The sequence below is a fragment of the Haloarcula pellucida genome, assembly GCF_014647235.1.
GTDB classification, from domain to species: Archaea; Halobacteriota; Halobacteria; order Halobacteriales; family Haloarculaceae; genus Haloarcula; species Haloarcula pellucida.
Genome location: NZ_BMOU01000007.1, coordinates 216,046 through 234,464 on the forward strand (window position 1 = coordinate 216,046; position 18,419 = coordinate 234,464).

The 18,419-nt window shown below is 66.6% G+C and carries 18 protein-coding genes, 1 tRNA gene and 1 pseudogene; 12 read left to right on the top strand and 8 right to left on the bottom strand.

Annotation, left to right across the window (positions count from 1 at the left end; all coding sequences use genetic code 11):
• Window positions 1-86 precede the first annotated feature (86 nt).
• On the bottom strand, window positions 87-2,267 hold the full coding sequence (locus tag IEY28_RS19490; protein WP_189001781.1) for an ATP-dependent DNA helicase: 2,181 nt from the start codon (window positions 2,265-2,267) through the stop codon (window positions 87-89).
• 74 nt (window positions 2,268-2,341) lie between these two features.
• Between IEY28_RS19490 and IEY28_RS19495 the strand changes: the two genes are divergently transcribed.
• Window positions 2,342-3,085 carry a hypothetical protein gene (locus tag IEY28_RS19495; RefSeq protein WP_189001783.1) on the top strand — a complete coding sequence of 248 codons (744 nt, stop codon included), beginning with the start codon at window positions 2,342-2,344 and terminating at the stop codon, window positions 3,083-3,085.
• A 1-nt stretch (window position 3,086) separates the two neighbouring features.
• Here the strand turns inward: IEY28_RS19495 and IEY28_RS19500 are convergent, their stop codons facing one another.
• Window positions 3,087-4,061 carry a cation diffusion facilitator family transporter gene (locus IEY28_RS19500; protein ID WP_189001785.1) on the bottom strand — a complete coding sequence of 325 codons (975 nt, stop codon included), beginning with the start codon at window positions 4,059-4,061 and terminating at the stop codon, window positions 3,087-3,089.
• A 66-nt stretch (window positions 4,062-4,127) separates the two neighbouring features.
• Between IEY28_RS19500 and IEY28_RS19505 the strand changes: the two genes are divergently transcribed.
• Window positions 4,128-4,637, top strand: coding sequence for a metallophosphoesterase (locus tag IEY28_RS19505; RefSeq protein ID WP_189001787.1), 510 nt, complete (start codon window positions 4,128-4,130; stop codon window positions 4,635-4,637).
• A gap of 141 nt (window positions 4,638-4,778) precedes the next feature.
• Here IEY28_RS19505 and IEY28_RS19510 read toward each other — a convergent pair whose 3' ends face one another.
• Complete coding sequence (locus IEY28_RS19510) at window positions 4,779-5,450, bottom strand: ArsR/SmtB family transcription factor (protein ID WP_189001789.1); 672 nt, start codon at window positions 5,448-5,450, stop codon at window positions 4,779-4,781.
• Window positions 5,451-5,611: 161 nt separating this feature from the next.
• On the opposite strand from IEY28_RS19510, the gene IEY28_RS20815 reads away from it, so the two are divergent.
• Together IEY28_RS20815 and IEY28_RS19515 are read left to right on the top strand one after the other, a co-directional pair.
• On the top strand, window positions 5,612-5,737 hold the full coding sequence (locus IEY28_RS20815; protein WP_268239460.1) for a DUF7859 family protein: 126 nt from the start codon (window positions 5,612-5,614) through the stop codon (window positions 5,735-5,737).
• Between the two features lie 43 nt (window positions 5,738-5,780).
• A complete protein-coding gene (locus tag IEY28_RS19515) occupies window positions 5,781-6,872 on the top strand; it encodes an aminopeptidase (RefSeq protein WP_189001791.1) in 1,092 nt (363 codons plus the stop codon).
• Window positions 6,873-6,889: 17 nt separating this feature from the next.
• Here the strand turns inward: IEY28_RS19515 and IEY28_RS19520 are convergent, their stop codons facing one another.
• The gene (locus IEY28_RS19520) at window positions 6,890-9,283 is read right to left on the bottom strand and encodes a methyl-accepting chemotaxis protein (protein ID WP_189001793.1); all 2,394 of its coding nucleotides are present in this window, start codon (window positions 9,281-9,283) and stop codon (window positions 6,890-6,892) included.
• 116 nt (window positions 9,284-9,399) lie between these two features.
• Window positions 9,400-10,128 (bottom strand): class I SAM-dependent methyltransferase, encoded by a 729-nt coding sequence (locus IEY28_RS19525; RefSeq protein WP_189001795.1) that lies wholly within the window; start codon window positions 10,126-10,128, stop codon window positions 9,400-9,402.
• A gap of 127 nt (window positions 10,129-10,255) precedes the next feature.
• Between IEY28_RS19525 and IEY28_RS19530 the strand changes: the two genes are divergently transcribed.
• Both IEY28_RS19530 and IEY28_RS19535 read left to right on the top strand, forming a co-directional pair.
• A complete protein-coding gene (locus IEY28_RS19530; protein WP_189001796.1) occupies window positions 10,256-10,630 on the top strand; it encodes a YccF domain-containing protein in 375 nt (124 codons plus the stop codon).
• A gap of 40 nt (window positions 10,631-10,670) precedes the next feature.
• Window positions 10,671-10,991, top strand: coding sequence for a DUF7577 domain-containing protein (locus IEY28_RS19535; RefSeq protein ID WP_189001798.1), 321 nt, complete (start codon window positions 10,671-10,673; stop codon window positions 10,989-10,991).
• A 157-nt stretch (window positions 10,992-11,148) separates the two neighbouring features.
• On the opposite strand, the gene IEY28_RS19540 is transcribed toward IEY28_RS19535, so the two are convergent.
• The 3 genes from IEY28_RS19540 to IEY28_RS19550 all read right to left on the bottom strand — a co-directional run bounded on the left by IEY28_RS19540 (window position 11,149) and on the right by IEY28_RS19550 (window position 14,181).
• Entirely contained in the window at window positions 11,149-11,994 is an 846-nt protein-coding gene (locus tag IEY28_RS19540; protein WP_189001984.1) for a DUF1109 domain-containing protein, read from the bottom strand.
• Window positions 11,995-12,093: 99 nt separating this feature from the next.
• Window positions 12,094-13,017: a cupredoxin domain-containing protein gene (locus tag IEY28_RS19545; protein WP_189001800.1), complete on the bottom strand. Its 924-nt coding sequence runs from the start codon at window positions 13,015-13,017 to the stop codon at window positions 12,094-12,096.
• Window positions 13,018-13,152: 135 nt separating this feature from the next.
• Complete coding sequence (locus IEY28_RS19550) at window positions 13,153-14,181, bottom strand: radical SAM protein (protein WP_189001802.1); 1,029 nt, start codon at window positions 14,179-14,181, stop codon at window positions 13,153-13,155.
• 131 nt (window positions 14,182-14,312) lie between these two features.
• Between IEY28_RS19550 and IEY28_RS19555 the strand changes: the two genes are divergently transcribed.
• From IEY28_RS19555 to IEY28_RS19580, 6 genes and pseudogenes are all read left to right on the top strand, one after another.
• Window positions 14,313-15,635 (top strand): MFS transporter, encoded by a 1,323-nt coding sequence (locus IEY28_RS19555; RefSeq protein ID WP_189001804.1) that lies wholly within the window; start codon window positions 14,313-14,315, stop codon window positions 15,633-15,635.
• A gap of 37 nt (window positions 15,636-15,672) precedes the next feature.
• Window positions 15,673-16,171 (top strand): annotated as a pseudogene (locus IEY28_RS20865) (phosphate-starvation-inducible PsiE family protein).
• 46 nt (window positions 16,172-16,217) lie between these two features.
• Window positions 16,218-17,318 (top strand): DUF373 family protein, encoded by a 1,101-nt coding sequence (locus IEY28_RS19565; RefSeq protein ID WP_189001806.1) that lies wholly within the window; start codon window positions 16,218-16,220, stop codon window positions 17,316-17,318.
• Entirely contained in the window at window positions 17,318-17,614 is a 297-nt protein-coding gene (locus IEY28_RS19570) for a hypothetical protein (RefSeq protein WP_166967339.1), read from the top strand. The genes IEY28_RS19565 and IEY28_RS19570 overlap by 1 nt, the downstream gene beginning before the upstream one ends.
• Window positions 17,615-17,654: 40 nt before the next feature.
• Window positions 17,655-17,729: transfer RNA gene (locus tag IEY28_RS19575), tRNA-Arg, on the top strand.
• Between the two features lie 178 nt (window positions 17,730-17,907).
• Window positions 17,908-18,345, top strand: a complete 438-nt coding sequence (locus IEY28_RS19580; RefSeq protein ID WP_189001808.1) for a hypothetical protein — start codon at window positions 17,908-17,910, stop codon at window positions 18,343-18,345.
• Window positions 18,346-18,419: the final 74 nt, after the last annotated feature.

Sequence of the window (18,419 nt, forward strand, 5' to 3'; positions counted from 1 at the left end):
AGGACGTTCGCGCCTCTCGCTATTGCTCCGCGGTTCGCTCCGCTCACCGCGTCGCTTCGAGGTTCCTCCCTTCGTTCGGAACCTCGCTATGGCTTCGGCGGCGGCCCGTCGTAGGCGCCCAAGTCCTGATAGAAGTTCAACAGCGCGAACTTCAGTTTCTCCGGGCCGATGTCGACCATCTCCCGGCGTTCCTCGGGTGGAAACGTCCCCCGAACCGCGTAGTCGCGCATGTCCATCTCGGCGTGTTCCGTGTAGCGCTTATCGAGCAAGACTCGCGCGCCGAAGTCCTCGGGCGAGCGGACCACCCGACCGAGCGCCTGTCTGGTCTTGCGGACCGTCGGGATCTCGACGGCGTAGCGCCACCCGGCCTCCTCGGTGTCCTCGTCGCCGAACGCCGTCGCGTAGGCGTCCTGCACAGCCTCCATCCGGTCGTCCAGATGGGGGTACGGAACCCCGAGGACGACGACGGTGCGGGCGTCGTCGCCGTCGTAGCTCACGCCCTCCGCGAGGGTACCCCACAGCGAGGTGAAGAGGACGGCACCGTCGTCGTCGGTGAACGCCTCGCGGAGGTCACGCGCCTGCGTGCCGGGTTCGTCCAGATAGCGGGTGCCGCTGACGGCGACCATGTCGTGGTAGCGCTGGGCCTCGCTATAGGACGGACAGAACACGAGGGTGTTCCCCGGCGTGAACCGGATGACGTCCTCCAGCGTCCGGGCGATGGTCTGCTGGGTCTCGGGGTTGTCCCGCTCGCTAGAGAACAGGGCGGGCCCGTCGACGGCGTAGGTCCGCCGGCGCTCCTCGGGGAACTGCGCGCCGTAGGCCATCGTCACCGGGTCCGAGAGGCCGACGACGTCTTCGGTGACGTCGAACGGGCGCAGCGTCGCGCTCATCAACACGGCCGCGTGCAGGTCGTCGAACAGGTCCCGGGTCACCTGTTCGGGGATGCAGGTGTACAGTTCCGCCCGGCCGTACACCTCGTCGGTACTCTCGTCCCGGCGGACGCTCACGACGGGGTACTGGCCGGCCTCGTCGGATTCGGCCAGCCAGGCCGAGAGGAAGGCGGCCGCCTGCAAGGTCTGACACTCCTTGCGGGTGTCGAGTTCGCCCTCCTTGAACTGCTCCTCGTAGGTAGCGTCGAGTTCGCGCCCGAGGTCCAGCGCTTGGTCGACCTCCTCGTGGAAGCCGGGCCCGGTGTACCCCCGGAAGAACGAGAGGGTGAGGTCGTCTTTCTTGTCGTCGTTGGCGACGGTGACGTCGTCCCAGTGCTCGTCGACGGCCTCCCGGTCGCCGAAGCCGAAGGCGTCCTCGTAGGTCTCGACCAGTGCGTCGCGGAACGTTTCGAGTACGTTCGCGGCACCGTCGGCCCGGGCGTCTTCGGACTCGGCCAGTTCGTCCAGCGCTTGGTCGAGCGTGTTCTCGGTGAGGGTACGCCGGGCGTGGTCGCGGGCCGCCGACTCGACGTTGTGGGCCTCGTCGAAGACGGCGACGACGTCTTCTGGCTCCCGTCCGAGCCACCGGAAGAACTGCTCGCGGATGGTGGGGTCTAGCAGGTGGTGGTAGTTACACACCACCAAATCGACGCCGTCCATCCCCTCTTTCAGTAGTTCGTAGCCGCACAGCCCCTGCTGTTCGGCGTACTCGTACACGTCGTCGGGCGTGCGCACGTCGTCGTAGAGCCACGCGTAGAAGTCGGTGGTGTCGACGGTCAGGTTCCGGTAGTAGTGATCACAGGTCGACCGTTCGGACTCCAGTTCGTCGCGCTGCTCCTGCAGGTCGCGTAACTCCTCGACGACGGCGCTTCTGGCCTCCATGGCCTCGCCGTCGCCGGACTGGCCCGCTTCGAGCAGTTCCCCCTCGCGCCGTTCGAGGTCGGCGATATCGCCCTCGACGTCGACCAGTTCGCGGGTGGTGTCCCGCAGCGCCTGACACTCCTCGTAGTCGACGTCGATGTGACACATCGACCCCTTGCCGCGGAAGACGACCGCGCGAAGGTCCTCGTGGTCGGTGATGGCGCGGGCGTCCTCGACGAACTGGCGCATCTGCTGGTGGACGTTCGTCGTGATGACCACCGTCTTGTTCGTCTCGCGGGCGTGTTCCAGCGCCGGGACGAGCGAGGCCAGCGTCTTGCCGGTGCCACAGGCCCCCTCGAAGAGGACGTCTCGACCGTCGTCTAAGGCGTCGTAGATGGTGGCCATCGCCTCGCGCTGGTGGTCGTACGGCTCCTCGTAGGGAAAAAAGCGGAGGTAGCCGTCGTCTGTCGTCGCCACGGGGGTCCGTTGGCCGTTCTCGGGCAAAAGGGTTCGCCCCAGCAGCTATCCCGCTCGCACTCCTGTCTCTACCCATGTGGCGCCCGGTGCTCGTCGTCGCGGTGGTCGCGCTCGCGGGCTGTTCGGGCCTGTTCGCGAGTGCCGACACGTCCTCCTCGGAGCGTCCGCTGACGCCCGCGCCGGTGCCCGAGACGACCACAGGCACCGTGGCGCTCCCGCGCGAAAACGGGAGCGTCGACCTCGACCGGATTCTGGACCGGCACGAGGCCGCACTCGCCGATCGGAGCTTCCACCGCCACGTCGAACGCGAGGGGCCACAGAACACGCGAGACGTGTGGGTCGACCGCGAGCGCGGGATAACCCGCGTCCGGCGGACGTTCGGCCCGCTGACCGACGACGCCGTCGTCGCGAACGGGACGCTGTATCGCAGCGTCCGCGACGACCCGGACACGGACTACGTCACCGAACCCAGCGACGGCCAGATTCCGTACGTCTCCTCGGCGTCGGGTGCGGCCCGTCTCCGCCTGATCCTCGACGCCGAGGAGTACCACCGTCTCGGGACGGTCCAGCGCGACGGTCGGGCGCTCGCCGTCGTCGGATCCAACGACACGGCGGTGCCCGTACCTGGTGCCGACCCGGACCAGACGGTCGCGGTCCGGTCACGCATCTACGTCGACCGGGCGGGCGTCGTCCGCTACGTCGACTACCGGGAACGCCGCACCGTCGGGGCGGCAGTCGTGATCCGGATGCGGGTCACGACCGGTATAGACCGGATTTCCGTGCCGTGGTGGGCAGACGAACTCGGACTGTACGGCTGACTCAGGCCGTCTCGGGTTCGATGTACACTTTCCGGATGTCGCCGTTGATCGCCTTCAGCGAGTCTTCGATGGCGGTGATGGCGTCGTCTATCTCCGCTGTCTCCAGCCCATCCGTAAAGATTAGGTCGGCCGAGACGACGACCTCGTTCGGTCCGAAGTACACCGTCCGAAAGTCGACGATGTCGGTGACGTGTTCGTGGTCGGCGACGGCCGCTCGGAGCTCTCGGCCCACGTCCGCCGGCAGGCTCTCGCCGAGGATGAGGCGTTTGTTCTCCCACGCCAGCGCCAGCGCGAATCCCATCAGCATGATGCCGATGAGCACCGCCGAAATCTGGTCGTACACGGCGTTACCGGTCATCTGTTCGAGGAACAGGCCAGTCAGTGCGATGACGATGCCGGCGAGAGCGATAGTGTCCTCGGTCAGCGCCGTCAACGTCGTCACGTCGCTGGTCTTGCGGAACGCTTCCCGATAGCTCGACCAGTCGTTGCGCTTCATCTGCCGTCGCATCTCGGCGCGGGCCTTGTACAGCGCCCACGTCTCGAAGGCGAAGGCACCCAGCAGGACGCTGTAGTTGACCCAGAGGGGGTCGAGCCACGTCGGCGGCGTGAAACTGATGAACAGGAACTCGACGGCACCGCCAGCGGCCTCCCCACCGTGACCGCCAGCGGCGGTGAGTTCGCTGTACCCGTGTTTCAGGCTCTCCCAGCCCGCGATGCCGAATAGGAACACCGAGACTAGAAAGCTGTAGAAGAACTGTGCCTTGCCGTAGCCGAAGGGATGCTGTCGGTCGGCCTCGCGTCCGGAAAACCGGATGCCGATGAGGAGGAACACCTGATTGCCGGTGTCGGAGATGCTGTGGTACGTCTCCGACAGCATCGCGGCGCTCCCGGTCAGGAGGAACCCGAAGAACTTCAGGATCGCGATGGCGCCGTTGGCGACGAGGGCGGCGAGGACGACTGATTTACTGCCTGCCATGCCCGGGCAGTCACGAGGCTGGGGGAAAGTGGTTCTGGATTTACGGCTGGAGACGCTATCCGGGATATGCTCACTGTCGTCTCCGATACGCACGGCACCGACGGCCACCGACTGGAGGGGCACACGCTCGACGCGGTCAGGGCCGCGGACCACGTCGTCCACGCGGGCGATTTCACCACGGAAGCCGTCCTCGATGCCGTCGCGGCCGAGGCGTCGGCGCTCACGGCCGTCTCCGGGAACAACGACACGATGGGGGTCCGGGACCGGCTCTCGGACGTGGCGACGCTCTCGTGGGCGGGGCTGACGGTACTCGTCGTCCACGGTCACGAACACTCGGAGACGGCACTGGGGATGCTCGCGCGACAGGAGGACGCCGACGTTGTCGTCGTGGGTCACTCACACCGGCCCGAGATCGGGGAACTCGGCGGTCGGTTACTCGTCAATCCGGGGAGTTACGCCGACCCGCGCCGCTATCGGCCAGCCCACGCCGAACTGGTGGCAGACGACGGACGCGTCCGTGTCCGCCTCCGGTCGCCAGATGGAGCGGTGTTCTCGACGGCGGCCCGAGACCGGTGAGAGGGAACCGGCCGCGCCGCCGGGGAATGCCAGCTGAGAGTGCCAACTGCGGACCGTCTCGCGCCGAGCAGTTCGGCGCGTGTGATACGTTGACACTCGAAAACAAAGGGCCTATTGGAGAGTGAAAGACTGGTTTGACACTTACTGGCGGACGTACCAGGCGGCACCGACCATCGCGAGGACGAACGCCCCGCCGGCGAAGAAAGCGAGTCCGGGCGGGAGGCCACCGAGCAGTTCCGCGCCGCCCTGTGTCGCCGCATCCGCCGTCTGCGTGGCTACGCCGCCGTCGGCGATGGTCCCGTTCTCGATGTAGTAACTCGGGTCTGGGTCGCCCGTGTCCGCACTGCCACTCCGGACCGTCGGCCCGAACAGTGTCCCGAGTCCGCGCCCGAACACCTGTTGGACCAGTACGCTCGCCAGTCCGACGACTGCGAGGGCACCCAGCAGGTTCGACAGCGCGGCCCGCAGTCCCGACGTCTCCTGTTCGTCGCCCGCACAGATGACCAGCGGTTGGTTCGCGGGCGCGAACACGTCCATCTCGCGGCCCTTCTCGGAGTAGGCCGTATCGACGACTTCGACGGCACCGGCGTTCTTCAGTTTCTTGAGATGGTATTGGGTGTTCTGGAGCGACGTCCCCACTCGGTCGGCGAGTTCCGCGGGCGGCGCTGGTTCACGGTTGAGTGCCGCCAGCAACTCGCGGGCAGTCTCCGAGGAGAGTGCCGAGAGGACGTCGTCTGCGTCCTCGCTGTCGACCCCGATGACCCGGGGTTCCGCGTCGGGAATCGCCGGGTCCCGAGAGGGCAGCAACGACATGGGATACGATATGTACTATGGCGTTATGAGTCTTTGCCAAGGTACGACGGTCGTTACACATATCGCTCAAAGACGGATTTGACTCTTCGAAATCGGCGGTTTCCGGGCTGCTATCGAACGGTGGCGAAACCTCTTTGTCTGGTGACTGTCAACGGCCGGGTATGCAGGATGTGCTCATCTACGGACTGCTGGCCGCGGTGCTCGGTTTCTTCTTCTTCATGTACCTGATGCTCCGCCGGACCTTCCAGGGGTTCAGAGAGGGGTTCCAACAGAGCAAGGACAAGTAGCCGGCGGCGAAAGTGGTTTGGGCCCGTCGCCGGACCCTCCTGTATGGACCCGCGTATCCGCGAACACGCAGAAGTCATCGTCGACCACTCAATCGACCTGAGCGAGGGCGACGACATCGTCATCGACGCACATCCCGTCGCAGAGGACCTCGTCGTCGCGCTCCACGAACTGGCCGCCGACCGCGGCGCGAACCCGCTTGTCGTACAGGAGCGCCTCGGCGAACGGTTCCAGCGCGCGTTCCTCCGCAATCGCGACGAGTTCGAGACACCGGGCCACCTCGAAGCCCTCTACGAGGCGATGGACGCCTACATCGCCATCCGCGGGAACGAAAACGTCACCGAAGCCAGCGACGTCGACCCGGAGACCACCGCCGCCTACCAACAGGCCCAGCAACCCCTCCTCGAAGAGCGCCTCTCGAAGACGTGGTGTCTCACCCAGTACCCCGCCTCGGCCAACGCCCAACTGGCCCAGATGTCCACCGAGGGCTACGAGAACTTCGTCTGGGACGCCGTGAACAAGGACTGGGACGCCGTGCGAGAACACCAGTCCCAGATGGTCGACGTCCTCGACCCGGCCGACGAGGTGCGCATCGTCTCCGGCGACACCACCGACCTCACGATGTCTATCGCCGGTAACGTGACGCTCAACGACTACGGCGAGAAGAACCTCCCGGGTGGCGAGGTGTTCACCGCGCCCGTCCCCGACAGCGTCGAGGGCGAGGTACTGTTCGACAAGCCGCTGTACCACCAAGGTCGGGAGGTCACCGGCGTCTTCCTCCGGTTCGAGAACGGCGAGGTGGTCGACCACAGCGCCGAGAAGAACGAAGACCTGCTGACGGAGGTGCTAGAGACCGACGCGGGCGCGAGTCGCCTCGGCGAACTCGGCATCGGCATGAACCGCGACATCGACCAGTTCACCTACAACATGCTGTTCGACGAGAAGATGGGCGACACCGTCCACATGGCCGTCGGCCGCGCCTACGACGAGACGGTCGGTGAGGGCAACGAGCAGAACGACTCGGCCGTCCACGTCGACATGATCGTCGACATGAGCGAGGACTCCTACATCGAGGTGGACGGGGACGTCGTCCAGCGGGACGGAACGTTCCGGTTCGAGGACGGCTTCGAAGCGTAAACCGGCCGATCAGCGTCTCACTCCCCGGCCCCGTCGCTGGCGAGGGGGAGATCCCGGGAGTCGTCGGTACCGAGATGCGGTTGGTCCGCCGCCGTCTCGGCGTCCCCGGGGACGGTCGCTGCGACGGTCGGGTCGAACACGTCCGTCTCGCCGACGCTGTCCACGTCGAACGTCGCGAGCAGGTCTCGGAGTTCGCTCGCCCGTTCAGAGAGGTGAGTCACGTCGGCCTCGACGTCTCCGACGGCATCGACCTGTTCGCCCGTCGCGTCGGCGACGGTCGCGGCCTCCTCGGCGGTCCGGTCGCTGATGTCGCCGACCGTCTCGACCATCGCCACGACTTCCTGTGCGGACTCGGCCTGTTCGCCGGTCGCACGGTCTATCTCACGCATCCCGCTGGTGGCGGCCTCGACGTCGTCGACGATGCCGTCGAACGCGACCAGTGCGTCTTCGACCGTCTCGGTTCCGGTGTCGACTTTCGACTGGGTCGCGTGAATCTCCTCGACGGTCCGCTCGACCTGTCCGCGCATGCGCTGGATGGACGACTCGATGTCGGCCGTCGCGTCGACGGTACGGTCGGCGAGCGTCTTGACCTCGTCGGCGACGACGGCGAACCCGTCGCCGTCGATGTCGGCCCGCGCCGCCTCGATGTTGGCGTTGAGCGCGAGCATCGTCGTCTGGTCGGCGATGTCGGCGATGAGGTCGGTGACGGTCTCGACGTCGGTCATCAGCGACTCCAGTTCCTCGACCTCCGCGACGGCCCGGTCGGTGGATGTTGCTATCTCCTCGAGGGCGTCGGCCGCGCCGGTGGCGGCGGCCCGACCGTCTCGACTCCGGTCGAGTGCGTCGTCGGCGCGCTCTCGGACCGAGTCCGCGGCGGCGGACATCTCTTCGACGGTGGCCGAGAGGTCGTCCAGTTCCTCCCAGACGGTCTGGAGTTCGTCGGACTGCCGTTCGGCGCCGTCGGCCATCTCGACGACGGCCTCGCGCACGTCGTCGCTGTGGTCGCGGACGGCGGCGACGTTCTCGGAGACGTCCGCGCTCGCAGCCTCCACCGCGTCGCTGAAGGCGCGTACTTCCCGAATCGTCGCCTCCCACTCGTCCATGACGTCGTTGTAGGCGGTCGCAATCGCCCGCATCGCGTCGTTCTCGGCGTCGGTCGACATCCGCTGGCTCAGGTCGCCCTCGGCACAGGCGTCCATCACCGCACCGTAAGCCGCGGCGTGCGCTTCGAGTTGCTCGTTTAGTTCGACCGCCCGCTCCCGGGTCCTATCGGCCTCTTCCCGGGCGGATTCGGCCCGTTCCTTTGCGGCCTCGGCCTCGGAAATCTGCTCGCGCAGGGAGTCGCGCATCTCGTCGAACGCGCCGTACAACTGGCCGATTTCGTCCCGCCGGTCGGAGTCCAGCGAGACGTCGAGGTCACCACGTTTCATCGCCGTGGCTTTCTCGGTGAGTTCGCTCAAAGCGCTCGCTGACCGCTTGCTGACGACGAGGGTGACGCCGCCGAGGACGAGGAGTGCGGAGAACAGCGTCAACAGGAGGCTCGATCCGATCTGGTTGCGCAGGCCGTACGCGCTGGCGGCCGGCACCTGCGTCACGACGGTCCAGTCCAGCGTCGAGAGCGCCGCGTACCCGGCGACGGTGTCCCCGTCCCGGGCGAACCCGCTCGCGTTCGCACCCGTGCCGGTGACGGCGGCGCTCTCTGCCGTGAGTGCCGTCCCCAGCACGGTTCGCCCCTCGGTGTCGACGACGGCCGTCTCGCCGCCGGACGTTCCCTGATAGAACCGGTCCGCACGCGCCGCCAGATTCGCCTCGACGACGACGACGTGTTCGGTGTTCTGTGGCGCGGAACTGACAAACGCGAGGACGGTGTCGTTGGTCACCGACGACTCGTAGGGCTGTTCCGGGACGAGGACGGTGCCCGATTGGTCCGTCTGATTGTCGATGGGGGCCATGTTCTCGCCCCACGGGACGCCCAACTCGCCGAGCGTCTTCCCGCTGAGGCCGTGGGCGGTGCTGGCCTCGATTGTCCCGTCGGAGGCCTGTACGTAGTGGACAGCGACGAAGGCGTCGGTCAGGTCCGTGGCCTCAAGGAGGAGGTAGTCCTTGATGACCTCGGGTTGTCCGTTCTGGAACTCACGTACGGACGAGAGGGTACGTGTCTGTCGGCGGAACCCGTTCACCCAGCTATCGAGGCCGTCGGCCTGTAACTCGGCCGTCGATACGACGCGGGACTCGACGCGCTGGTCGAGGGTCTGTGTGGCGTCGGCGTACAGGAACGCCCCGATACCACCAGCGACCAGCATAGCCACCAGCAGGGCGGCGGCGAACTTTCGGACGAACCGTCTTCTGACGAGGTCTGGAACCAGCCGCGACGACCTGACGGCTTCCAGACGTGTATCTCGACTGGCCATTCGTGTGGTCGTCCCCGGGTACCACACAAAAAGCTGTAAGATATATAGCGTACTTGCTGAAATGTACTCCTGGTTTTATTTTCGCCACAAATATCAGAAATTGTAATGGTATCAACTCACGCCGGCCGGAGCTTCGCCACGTAGTGCGGTCCCTGCTGTTCGACGTCGACGACGGTCCACGGCGTGTCGTCGACCAGTTCGCGCATCGTATCGGGGGCGACGTGGAGGTAATCGTGCCACTCGCCGACATAGCGACGGTAGCGGGTGCGGATGCGGACCCGACCCGGGAGCCGACCGTTCGCGCGGTTGCGCTCGTGGTAGTCCAGATGCACCTGTTCGTCGGTCATCGTCGGGTCCATGCTCGATGCGACGAGCGCGGCGTCGCTCGTCGTCGCGTCGGCCAGCGCACCGAGTATCTCGGGCGCTCGCTCGGCACTCCCGACTAGCCCGAAGTTATTGCCCAGCATGAGGGCGGTGTCGAACTGCTCGTCGAGGCCGCCGGCGTCGACGACGTCGCACTCGCGGACGTCCTCGACCCCCCGGTCGCGTGCGACCGCCATCGCGCCCGGAGACAGGTCGATGCCCGTCACGTCGTGGCCGCGCTGCTGGAGTTCCAGTGCGTGCCGGCCGGGGCCACACCCGACGTCGAGGACGTGCCCCTCGGCCCACTCCACGGCGGTGTGGTCGAGGTCGTCCCACTCCTCGGGTGTGGTGAAGTACACCTCCGGGCCGCCGGGGAGGTTCAGAAACCCGTCGTCGCGCTCGACCACTTCGAACGCCTCGCCGTGTTCGTGGTAGTCACGACACATCGCACCGAACGCGTCGGACTCTGGGAGGACTGCCATGATTCCCGGCTCACTCGGCCCGTAGAAAAGCGTTGCTCAGGGGTGTGTGAGCGTCCCGTGCCGTCTCGAATTCTGTCCTCGGTACTCGGACAGGAAACTTATGTCCCGCGGCGGGCTAGTGCCGGCTATGAGTGACCAACGCTCCCTGCCGGTGCGAGCGGTGTGGTTCGTGCTGGTCGGGTGGTGGCTGACCGGCGTGTGGCTCTCGATAGCGTGGCTGCTCAACGTCACGATAATCGGCATCCCGCTTGGCATCAAGATGATAAACAGGGTGCCGCTGGTACTCTCGCTGAAACGGCGGGAGACGCTGGTCGAGGAGCGCGACGGCGGCAGCCAACACTCCCTGCTGGTGCGAGCGGTGTGGTTCCTGCTGGTCGGGTGGTGGGCCAGCGGCATCTGGACGGGCGTCGCCTACACGCTGACGCTGACCATCGTGGGCATCCCGCTCGCCGTCTGGATGTACAACCAACTCCCCTACGTCGTCTCGCTGTACGACTACTGAGCGCCGAAGGCTTCTCGTCGCTCCAGCACCATGTGGGTGTATGGCAATCGGCCAGCTAGAGCTGGCGCTCCGGGTGGTCTCGGGGCTGTTCGTCATCCTCGCCCCGACGGTGATGTTCCTGGCCCTGTGGCGCGGGCTGGAGGCGATGCGGGACGACGAACTCATCGAACGCGCACAGCAGCGCGCCGAGGCGATGGAACAGTCGGGGTCGGAGTGGGACGTCGACGCTGCGGCAGTCGCGGCGACGGTGACCGGCGGCGACCCGGTGCCCGACGAGATGGTCGCCTGTCCCAGTTGCGGGAGGGAGAACCGAGCGGGCGTGACCTACTGCCGGCAGTGTCTGTGCGAACTCGACGACTGATACCGGTCGTCGTAACTGGGCACCGGGACGACCGCGTCTCGGCACGCGGTCGTGCTGACACGACAGTCCGTCTGACTCATACTGGTGGCTGTACCAAACTGAAGTAATTCGCCACCCCGGGGTGGCGAATATCTGTACGAACTTACAGCCACCAGTATCAGTCCCACCGCAGGTCTTCCTCGCCGACGTTCACGACGAGCGTCGGCGACGAGCGGTCGACGGTACAGTCGCTCCCTCGTTCGATGGTGTAGGTCGTCGACTCGGTCTGGTTCACGTCGACCGGGATGTCGGCCTCGACGCTGAACTGCCGCGTGACCCCGCCCGCGATGGTGTCGTCGCGGTTGTAGTCGCTGCCCTGATACGATACCCACACGTCTCGACGCGGCACGTCCTCGACGCCGGCCAGACACCCCTGTAGCCGCGGGAGCGACATCGCCCGGGTGAACACGAACTCGTTGGTGACGGTCATCGTCCCGATGCGCTCTCGGGTCTCGACGTAGCGGGCCTCCGGATGGGCCGGCGGCGTGTCGACGGTGACCGACTGATTCGTCTGTAACTCGTAGGTGACGCCGCCGCCGACGGCGTCGACGCCCACGAGGACGGTACTCACGAGAACCAGTGCGACCACGACGCCGGCGGCGGTCCGGACCGGGAGCCCCAGCCCTCTCTCTCGGAGCGCGTATCCGAGCGCGACGAACAGGGCCGCCGAGAGCGCGAGCAACAGGAATATCCCGGTCTCGCCGGGGTCGTACCGCAGGGCGACGTAGCCCACGAAGACGACGTACGAGAGCCCCGAGAGGGCAAACGCCACGACGTCGAGGACGTCGCGCTGGACGGTGACGCCGGCGACGAAGAAGGCGACGAACGCAGCGAACAGCAGGGCGGCTTTCACCGTAATCGAGAGGCCGAACACCACGTCTCGGACGAAGTACACGAACGCCGCCGCGGCGAACACGACGCCGAGCGCGTACAGCAGTTTGCCGCTGTCGATGTCGAAGTTCATGGAGGGCAACAGGGAGACACACTCGACTCTCCGATATGAATCTTGTTCGGAGTCGATAACCACCCCCTGTGCGGACGTCGGCACCGCTTACACGCAGTTTCACTCCTCGCCGACGACGACCCGACCGGGTTCGGCCATGTACGGGTGGCCGTACCCGCAATAGACCGTACACGCGAAGCCGAACGACCCGGTCGTGTCGACGACGAAGCCCAACTCCGCGGGCACCGTCGAGTGGTGCCAGAGGTACGTCGTCGGGGCGAGCGTCCCGCCGAACGCCGGCCCCCAACACCCGCCCGGCCCCATCGGGCCCTGTCCACCGCCGGGACCGTATCCACCGCCCGGGCCTTGCCCACCACCGGGACCGTATCCACCGCCCGGGCCTTGCCCACCACCGGGACCGTATCCGCCACCCGGGCCTTGCCCACCACCGGGGCCGTGTGGCCCGTGATGGCCGCCCCACGGACCGTCGCCGGGGCCGTACGGACCGCCACCCGGGCCCTGTGGCGGTTCTCCCTGTCCCCGGCCGCTGGGCCGGAGGAACGCGTCACCGACGAGCGCGAGGCTGTGGTCGGGATACGCCGCTTCGGCGGCCTCGTGCAGCGCGTCGAGTGAGGTTCCTCGCGGAATGGGGATGGTCTGTTCGTTCCGCCGGGCGCGGTCCTCGGCCCCCGGGATACCCGCTCGGACTGCCTGTGGCAGGCGTTCGATGGCGCTGTCGGCTTCGACGTTGAACAGCGTCAGGCGGAGTTCGTCGCCGGGCGATAGCGTTAGCCGGTCCCGCTCCGTGCCGTCGGCGTCCAGCAGGAAGTACCCCCAGTGGTACGACCCGACGAAGGCCCGGACCGTCTCGCCCGTGCGTTCCTGCTGCGCGCCGTCCGTACTGGTCGCCGTCCCCTGTCGATTCACCGGTTGCGCGGTGCCCTCCTGACCGGCCGGTAGCAAGCCGGAACAGCCGGCGAGCGACGTACCAACCGCGAGCGCTACCATCTCCCGGCGCGTAACCGCTGGATACTGGTTACTCATACCGCCCCGGTCGACCGGCCCCCCGATTGCTATACGCTCCATTCACTATTCGGTCGGTTACCCGCTCGGGGTGCCGTGCTGTCCGGACGCCTCTCGCTTCGTCAGACGACCGCAACCCGACCGGTCGTCGTCCGCTCAGTCGTCTGCAGTGGCTCGTTCGCCGCTCGACCCGCCCGACAGCGGCGTCCGCTCGACGACCGTCCCGTCGTAGGTCGGGTACTGTTCGACGAGTTCGCCCTTCGGGACGTCGCCCTCCTCGACCATCTCTTCTAAGAGCCACCACGCCAGCTCGACGTGTTCGGACTTGACGGCGTAGAACTCCTCGGGGACGCCCAGTTCCTCCAGTCGGGCCTCGCTGACCCACGCCTTCCCGTAGACGAGGGTGCCGTCCTCGGTGACGTCGTCGAACTCACGGCGGATGTTGCGGGCCATCCGCTTGAGCCGGGAGCGGTGCTGGGCGGCGTCCTTGAAGACGCTCGTACAGAAGTACACCTTCTCGTGGTCGCCCATCGTCTCTAAGATGTCGTGGCTCCCCTCGACGGCGCTCATGTGGTCCTCTTTGAGTTCGAAGCCCTCCTCCTGCATCCGGCGGTAGTTCCCGTCGGACATCTCGAACTCGTTGATGTTACAGAAGTCGGCGGCGCCCTCGTCTAAGAATTCGAGGAACTCCTCTTCGGCACGGATGCCCGGGATCTCGAACGCAGGGGTGAGACCTTCCTCGCGGGCGATGTACAGAATCTCCTCCCACTCGGTGCCGTGGAGGTCGCCCCACAGCTCCAGCGGCGGGTGGAAGCGAATCTCGTCTAAGCCCGCTTCGGCCAGCCGGCGCATGTTCTCGCGGCCGCCCGTGATTCCGGTGTAGAGGTGCGTGTGGTGGTCCTCGCCGAACTCGTCTTTCAGCAGCGAGAGGTAGTGACAGGTCCGGTCGAGGGCCTCCTGCGGTTCGCCGCCCGTGATGGAGGTACCCAGCGCGCTCATGCGCTTTGCCTCCTCGATGACGTCTTCGTCGTCCTCGACGGGACGCTCGTTGGCGTACATCTGGGTGACGTTCTTGCGGTTCTCCCCGAGGGGACAGTAGAAGCAGTCTCGCTGGTCGCAGTAGCCGTAGACGAACAGCACCATCTTCCCGCCTTTGGCGCACTGCTCGCAGCCCTCGGAGATCATCGTGTACGGCTAGCACCGCGCCCAGCGGGAAAAAGCGTGCGCATCGTCGTCGGCGTGGTGTGGGTCGGCATGGGCCGGCTGGCGTCGACACCGCCCCCGGGCTTATCCCCTCGCCCGACCCACTCCCTGCCATGTCCGACGCCGGCCGCCGCCGCGGCCTCGCAATCGTCTTCGCCGTCGTCTTCCTCGACTTGCTGGGCTTTGGCATCGTCATCCCCATCCTCCCTTTTTACACCCGGTCGTTCCCCGGCGGCACCGAATTCGTCATCGGCCTGCTGGCCGCGTCGTACTCGGCGATGCAGTTCGGGTTCGCGCCGTTGCTCGGGTCGCTCTCGGACCGAGTCGGCCGTCGGCCGGTCCTCGTCCTCTCGCTGTGTGGCTCCGTACTGGCGTGGACGGTGTTCGGCCTCGCGGACGCGCTGTGGCTGCTCTTTGCCTCGCGGATGCTCGCCGGCGCGATGGGTGGGAACATCTCGACGGCACAGGCCTACGTCGCGGACGTGACGCCGCCGGAGCGCCGGGCCGCCGCGCTGGGGTTCATCGGCGCGGCGTTCGGGCTGGGGTTCATCTTCGGGCCGGGTATCGGCGCCGTCCTCTCTTTCGACGCCACCGTCGCCGCCGTCGACGCGGCGTTGCCGGCAGCGGTCCCCATCAACCGCTTCTCCCTGCCCAGTTTCGCCGCCGCGTTCGCCAGTCTCTGTGGCGTCGTCGTCGCCCTCCTGTTCCTCCCGGAGTCACGGACGCCGAACGCTGGCGACGACGCGACCGAACGCACCTCCTCGCTTGCCCAACTGCGCGCCGCCGTCGCCACGCCGGGACTGCGGGAACTGCTGAGCGCGTTCTTCCTCGTCTCCTTTGCCTTCTCCGGCGTCCAGATAATGTTCATCCCCTACGTCGCCGATATCTACGGCTACACGGCGGCCCAGAGCGCTCTCTTGCTGACCTACATCGGCCTGCTCGCCGTCGTGACGCAGGGCGTCCTCGTCGGTCGACTCACGGCTCGATACAGCCCGATCACCCTCTCGCTGGCCGGGACGGGACTGCTCGTCGTCAGCGTGGGGGCGCTCCCCTTCTCCCGGTCGCTCGGCGTCGTCTTCCCGGACCTTACCGCGCTGGCCCCGTTTCTCACCGCCGAACTGCTCGGTCTGCTGGCCGTCCTGACGCTGTTGCCCGTCGGCAACGGCATCCTCTCGGTGACGCTGACGGCGCTGGTCTCACAGCGGGCCAGCGCGGACGTCCAGGGCAGCGCCTTCGGCGTCACGCAGGGCGCGGGCAGCCTCGCACGCACCGTCGGCCCGCCGGTGATGGGTGGTCTCTATGCCGCCGTCGGCTTCTGGTCGCCGTTCGTCGTCGGTAGCCTCCTCTTACTCCCGGTGGGGCTGCTCGTGGCCAGACTCGGCACGCCGGAGGAGTCACCCGAACCACGGCCCGCAGACCCCGGTCACGTCAGATAGGGCCGAGTTTGATGTAACTCGAGGTACAGTTTCACGCATGGCCGAGGACGGCGACGACCCGGTCGGTGGCTCACTCACGCCGGCGGACACGCTCGACGAACGGGTGCTGGCCCGCAGCGAGGACCTGATGCGCTACGTCGAGGTGGTCGCGGCACTCGTCCTCGTCGTCCTTTGCCATCGGCGTCTTCGACCTCGGCCTCCAGATCGTCCAACGCGCGCTCAGCGGCGACATCACGGACCCGCTGGTCGTCGTCGGATTCATCGACACGGCGCTCTTGCTGTTCATCATCGTCGAGGTGTACCAGACTGTCGTCGCGTACACACAGGAGAGCGAGACCCGGCGTATCGTCCGACTGGTCATCTACACCGGCGTCATCGCGATGGTCCGGAAAGCGATCATCTTCCGAACCGGCGAGTACGCCAGCGAGCGGTCCGCGTTGTTCGCGGCGGCGGCGTACACCCTCATCATCCTCGGACTGGCGGCACTGCTCGTCGTCGAGCGACGCACTCGCGAGGCGGCCACAGACGCCATCTAACCACAGGCCCGAAGACAGATAAACGCGGCTGGCGTACCCTCTCACGATGCTGCTGGTGTTGTGTGTGGACTTAGACGACGACCTCGGCCGCAAGACGGACGTCGAGACGCCGGTCGTCGGGCGGGACAACGTCGTCGACGCCGCCGTCGCCCTCGCGCAGGCCGACCCCGAAGACTCGGACGTGAACGTCCTCTTCGAGGGGGTCCACATCGCGGACGGTATCGACGACGAACCCGTCGAGGTAGCCGCGGTGACCGGCGTCGACGCCGGCGACGTGGCCGCCAACCGCGCCGTCGGCGAGGAGGTCGACACCGTCCTCGCGTCGCTGGCCGCCAGCGAAGACGTCCGCGCCCTCGTCGTCACCGACGGCGCACAGGACGAGTCCGTCGTCCCCGTCATCCGTTCACGCATCCGCATCGACGGGGTCCGCCGCGTCGTCGTCCGGCAGGCCCAAGACCTCGAATCGATGTACTACACTATCAAGCAGGTGCTCGACGACCCGGAGACCCGGGGCACGATTCTGGTACCGCTCGGCATCCTGTTGCTCATCTATCCGCTGACGATTGCCGTCGACTCGCTTGGCCTTCCCGGGTCCGCACTCGGCATCATCTCCGGGTTGCTGGGCCTGTACGTCCTCGCCCGCGGACTGGGCGCCGAGCGACTGCTCGACGAGGCCGTCGACCGCGCCACCTCCGGGTTCTACGCCGGCCGAATAACCATCATCACGTACGTCGTCGCCGCCGCGCTGCTGACCATCGGCGGCGTCAGCGGCGTCAACACGCTCGAAGCCCAACCCGACCCGCTCTCGCCGGTCGAGGTACTGGCCGCGCTGGTCAACGGTGCCGTCCGGTGGTTCGCCGCCGCCGGCATCACCTCCAGTCTCGGTCGCGTCACCGACGAGTACCTCCACGACTCGTTCAAGTGGCGCTACCTCAACGCGCCCTTCTACGTGCTTGCCATCGGCGCGGTCCTCCACGGCCTGAGCGCCTTCTTCCTCGGGATTCAGGACCTCGAATACCTCGCCGTCGTCCTCACCGGCGGCACCTTGCTGGGACTGGCGAGCACGCTCGCCTTCGCCGTCGCGGAGTCCCGACTCGAAACGGCCGAACGGCACAACCAAGGCCCCGGCGGCCCATCCTCCGAGTGATGTACGTCTCCCGCGCCGTCGAGAGTATCCGTGCTGACCCCATCGAGGGAGAGTCGGTCGCACTGGCGCTGACGACGACCGACGACGCCGACCCCGAGACCGTCGCCGCCGCCGTCGAGGACCGCGGCGGCACGGTCGAACGCCACCTCCAGTTCGACGACCTCGCGGTGTCGGTCCCTCACGACCGCGTCGACGCTATCTGTGACATCGACGGCCTCGCCGCCGTCGAGACGACCGACGCCATCGCCATCACGACGACCGAGGCCACCGACGAGGACGTGGAGTTCGACGGCTAATCCACACGGCTTTTGAGACTCGCCCACTACCTCCGGGTGAGGGCACGTAGCTCAGTCCGGATAGAGCGTCGGACTTCTAATCCGACGGTCGTGGGTTCGAATCCCACCGTGCCCGCTCTCTGCGAACGACAGTAAGCAGGAGCGGCTGCTGGGATTCGAACCACGGCAGACCGAACGTTGCGAGCGGCGGAACCGCGAGCAGTGAGGTCTGGCATCGGGTGAGAATCCCACCGTGCCCGTCGACCTTTTTCATCGTCGGGTGCGCTTCGCGCACCGCTCCTCGAAAAACGTCGATGAAAAAGGCCGGAATCGCCGACGGCGATTCCGGTGAACCGCGGCGCGTTGCGCCGCGGATGCTTACACCGTGGACCTGCCGAGAAGTAGCCGAACAGTACACGCCGCTGGCGAAGCGCTACGCGAAGATCGGCGTCGACGTGGCGGCCGTCGTTGTCCACACCGGGACGGACCTCTATCCTGAGCGCAAGCGATTGTCGACGCTGGCGATGTACAAGGTCGCGAAGAAGAGCGCCGAATTCTTCGAGTCGTGGCCTGCTGATGCTCCGACTGACTGGCTGTTCGGTGGCAGTCTCGAAGAGATCGAGAAGGCTGTCGGCTACGACCCCGACGACGCCGCTCCGTGGGCGTGGAATCTTCGAGCAGGGCTATTTGAGAAGGACGTTGGATGGCCTGTTCTCCTTAATTTGCTTCATGAGAAGGGGCCTGCTGACTAGGCCGCGTTCAATACTTTTGGCAGATTTGTTATCAGATTGAATCAGTCTCTTGTTCAGCTCATCTCGAAAAGTAA